The 2,838-nt window shown below is 62.2% G+C and carries 4 protein-coding genes; all 4 read left to right on the top strand.

Annotated elements, in window-relative coordinates; all coding sequences use genetic code 11:
• The coding region (locus KA248_15845; protein MBP7831380.1) for a hypothetical protein at positions 1-485 on the top strand (485 nt) is incomplete at its 5' end.
• A 115-nt stretch (positions 486-600) separates the two neighbouring features.
• Positions 601-1,200 carry a hypothetical protein gene (locus tag KA248_15840; GenBank protein MBP7831379.1) on the top strand — a complete coding sequence of 200 codons (600 nt, stop codon included), beginning with the start codon at positions 601-603 and terminating at the stop codon, positions 1,198-1,200.
• Positions 1,201-1,548: 348 nt separating this feature from the next.
• Positions 1,549-2,190 carry a hypothetical protein gene (locus tag KA248_15835; GenBank protein MBP7831378.1) on the top strand — a complete coding sequence of 214 codons (642 nt, stop codon included), beginning with the start codon at positions 1,549-1,551 and terminating at the stop codon, positions 2,188-2,190.
• Positions 2,187-2,838 (top strand): prepilin-type N-terminal cleavage/methylation domain-containing protein (locus KA248_15830; protein MBP7831377.1); only part of this gene is annotated, 652 nt, incomplete at its 3' end. The genes KA248_15835 and KA248_15830, both read left to right, overlap by 4 nt.

The following is a 2,838-nucleotide window of genomic DNA, read 5'->3' as shown; positions in this document are numbered from 1 at the left end:
CTCTGGTGCTCGGCCTCGCCAGGCATGTGGACGCCGCCGTCAAGATCCGCCGTGCGCAGGCCGAACTCGGAGAATGGCACGAGTCGCTGAACCGCTGGCACCTCCAGTTCGGCGAATACCCCCACGCGCGTATCGACACCGACCTCGATTCCGTCGATTCACTCGATTCGCTCGATTCCGTCGACTTGACGACCCCCTCGCGTTACCCGCTCACCATCCTGACCAACCAGTGTGAGATCATCATGCCGCTCTCCGGGAGCACAACCACCAACATCACCTTCCGCTCGTTCCTTACCACAGCCGTCAGCACGGTTGATCCCTGGGGCACGCCCTACATCTACCTGCCTTCCGACAACGCCCAGTCCTACGAACTCTTCTCCTGCGGGCCGAACCGCCGCACCCTGATCGGCAACCAGCGGGTCCCCTCTGGCTCCGCTGTGAGTGCTCTCGACCCCGCCCTTGACGACATCTACTTTGAACGGTGACACCATGACAATGACACTCGACGCTCGACACTCGACGCTCGGTATATGGAGATCCCTTTTACTCTCTCCATTGCGACCACTCCGTGGTCGCAATCAGGCCTTCACCCTCATCGAGATGATCATCGTCATCGCGATCATCAGCTCGCTGCTGGCGCTGCTCTACGGTGCGCTCGAACGCGCGCAGAAGTTCAGCCGCCGCACCATCACCTACACCGAACTCAAGAACATCGAGTCCGCCTTCAAACAGTACCACGCGCACTACCACGCATGGCCGGACGACACGCGCGCCGCAAAGCCGCTCCCTTCCGGCGACGACCGCGGCTTCATCATCGACGAGGGCATCGCGGCGCTGCTGCAGGGCAACCAGATCCCGGGCGTTTCCGCAGATGACATCGCGGCCTTCAACCCGGAGATGATCCCCTTCATCGAATTCGCGCGCTACTCTCCGGCCACACGCGCCCCGGTGAACCCGTTCAAATCGAACAAACCCAATCCGACCGACACCACCCGCGCCTACAAGGTGCTCTTCGACACCAACGGCGACCGCCAGATCGAGATCCGCGACAACGAGGCACCCGGCTTCAACACCAACATCATCGCCAACGTGGCCGTCTGGACCCTCATTCCCGGCACGCGCAAAACCGACTCCTCCGGAAACCCCGAACGGCTTGAGGAAGAGGTCTTCGGCAGTTGGGATTCCTTCAGCGTCAAGTAGACCATCATGCGTTTTACTCTCCATAATCGTGCCGCACACCGCATGCCCGCACCTGAAGGGGCAAAGCCGGGAGCGCGGGCATCCTCGTCCTCGCCCGCAAGATGCGTGGCGTGTTGCAAGTCAGGCGCGTGGTTGGATTCCCGTGGGATGGGCGCGAACTCTTGTGAACCAAACGCTGTTGCGGGCGGGGACGCCCGCGCTCCCGACTCTGCCGCCCCTGCCGTTCGGCGTTCGGCGTTCGTTGTTCGGCGTTCAGCGTTCGGCGTTCGGCGTTCGACATTCTCCCCTCCTCCCTCCTCCTTCCTCCTTCCTCCTTCCCCCGCGGCCTTCACCGTCCTCGAGCTCGTCATGGTGATCGGCGTGCTCTCCGTGCTCCTGGCCATCATCCTGCCCACGATCAAGACCGTACGCGCCGCCGCGCTGCGCCGCCAGGCCGCCGCCGAAGCCACGGCGCTCGCCCAGGCCGCCATCCGCTACAAAACCGAATACGGTTTCTGGCCCGGACAGCTCGAGTGCAACGACGATCTCACGGTTCGGCTCAACCCCGATATCGAAAAGAAAGATGACATGCTGAACCTGATCGTCTGCGGCCCGAAGGACTTCACGAACGACATTGAAGTGGAATCTGAAGACCCTGATCCTAACATTCTCAAAATCAACGACAACGCCGTCTACAAGGCCTTCTGCACCGTCGGCCCCGCGTCCGGTTCGGACCGGCCCCTGAACCCGTTGAACCCCAAGGGCATCCCGTTCCTGCAGCTCGCCCATGAAACTGATTTCGAACGCGTGGATTACGCCGATCCATGGGGGCGTCCCTACCGGCTCGTCATGGGACTGCATCCCCGTTCCGTTTTCACCGTCAAGGTCAAGCGCGACGGCACCGTGATTTATAACAAGCCGGTCTCCAACACGGTTGCGTTCGCCTTTTCCGTCGGCCCTGAAGCCGACCGCGGCATCACCTACATTTACAGCGCGGGGGTGACGCCATGATGGCGCTTTTTCTTAACGCAAAGACGCAAAGACGCAAAGACGCGGAGATTACCCCCTGCTTCCTCAGCGCCTCTGTGCCTCCGCGTCTCTGCGTTAAAAGTTTCTCCTTTTTACTCTCTCCATTGCGGCCACTCCGTGGCCGCAATAAGGCCTTCACGCTCTTCGAGCTTCTGGCCGTGCTGACCGTCATCGGCATCGGGCTGGCGATCCTCGTCGGCGCCTACGGCTCGTGGGGTACGGCGCACGCCCTCACCGGCGCCACCCGCATCGTGGAGGTCGGGCTCCAGCAGGCCCGCACACTCGCCGTTACCCGCAACGCCTATGTCGCCTTCAGCTACGGCAGCGAAACGACCAACCAAACCCGCGTCGTCACAGGCTTCCAGGCCTTCCTGTGCCAACCGACCAACGACACGACCTCGGTCGAAGCGGCGCTGAACAGCGTGCTCGCCCCGGAAGAAGACCTCGCAGACATTCAGGAGAACGTCCTCTCCATCACGCCCGCCACGCCTTTCCAACGCCTCACCGGCCATGTGCGGCTCGCCTATGTGCGTGAAAACGACCTGAGCGCCTCAACCCCCGTCACCTACAGCGACATGACGCTCTTTTTCCGTCCGGACGGCAGCGTGCTCAGCGATCCCGCCGACAAGC

The organism is Kiritimatiellia bacterium, from assembly GCA_018001225.1.
Classification (GTDB): Bacteria; Verrucomicrobiota; Kiritimatiellia; order CAIQIC01; family JAGNIJ01; genus JAGNIJ01.
Note: the sequence above shows the minus strand (reverse complement) of the source record. Positions and strands in the feature narration are given on the sequence as shown.

Bases quoted from the DNA above. Each gene is read 5' to 3' on its own strand.
- KA248_15840 (MBP7831379.1), top strand. From the start codon at position 601: ATGATCATCGTCATCGCGATCATCAGCTCGCTGCTGGCGCTGCTCTAC.
- KA248_15835 (MBP7831378.1), top strand. From the start codon at position 1,549: ATGGTGATCGGCGTGCTCTCCGTGCTCCTGGCCATCATCCTGCCCACG.